Annotated in this window: 1 pseudogene; it reads left to right on the top strand. The window is 68.2% G+C overall.

The features are described 5' to 3' along the window. Nucleotides 1-856 (top strand): annotated as a pseudogene (locus DD1DGNOD_RS14290) (glycosyltransferase family 39 protein); the annotation flags it as partial. Nucleotides 857-937 lie beyond the last annotated feature (81 nt).

Genomic DNA, 937 nt, shown 5'->3' with positions numbered 1-937 from the left:
CTTCTTCTACCAGTTGGCGCACACCGGGACGCCGTGGGGAGAGCCGGCCACGTTCGCGGCGATCGCGCACGCCTACGGGCAGTGGGCGGGCGGTCCCACCACCGGCGGGAGGACGCTGCTGTTCCTCGTCACCGGGCTCGCCGCGGCCGGGATGGCGGGCCGGGCGATCGACGGCCGGTATGTGATGATCGACCTGAAGGGCCTCGAACCGGGGCGGACGCTGTTCTTCCTGGCCACCGTCACCCTTGTGGTGGCCGTTGCCGCGGGCAAGGTGGTGGGCAACGCCTGGGCCGATCGCTATACCGCCACGGCGTTCGTCCCGTTCCTTCTGGTGATCGGTCTTGGGCTGACCGTCATCGTCGACAGCCGGATGTTCCGGGGAATCGTCCTGGCGTGCGCGCTGCTGGGACTCGTCGGTGGCTACACCGACCTGTCCCGCACCCGTACCCAGGCCAGCGGGACCGCGAGCGTACTCGAACGCCTCGGGCATCCCGGCGACGTGCTGCTGGTCTGCCCGGACCAGCTCGGCCCAGGGCTGGCACGCACTGTCCCCGCATGGATGCACGTGTATGTCGTCCCGACCTACGCGCCACCCGACCGGGTCGACTGGACCGACTACGAGGACCGTAACACCAACGCCAACGGTGTGATCATCGCGGACCGGGCGCTGGCGGAGGCGGGTCCGGGCAACAACGTCTTCCTCGCCGGGTCGGGTTCGTACCGTACCTACGAGACCCTGTGCACCCAGGTACGCGGACGGCTTGTCGACCAGCGTCCACGGGCCGACGAGGTCATGAAGCAAGGCCTGTCAGCCGACGTATGGGAGAACTTCGCCCTGTTGCGCTTCCAGCCCTAGGGTTCAGGGCTCTCCAGTGGATCTTCGATCGCGTGGATCGGCGGCCTCCCTCCGTACGTTGACGATTGCTCACCGTACGCT

The organism is Candidatus Protofrankia californiensis (assembly GCF_900634765.1).
Taxonomy (GTDB): Bacteria; Actinomycetota; Actinomycetes; order Frankiales; family Frankiaceae; genus Protofrankia; species Protofrankia californiensis.
The sequence above is the reverse complement of the archived record's forward strand: the minus strand, read 5'-3'. Positions and strand labels throughout refer to the sequence as shown.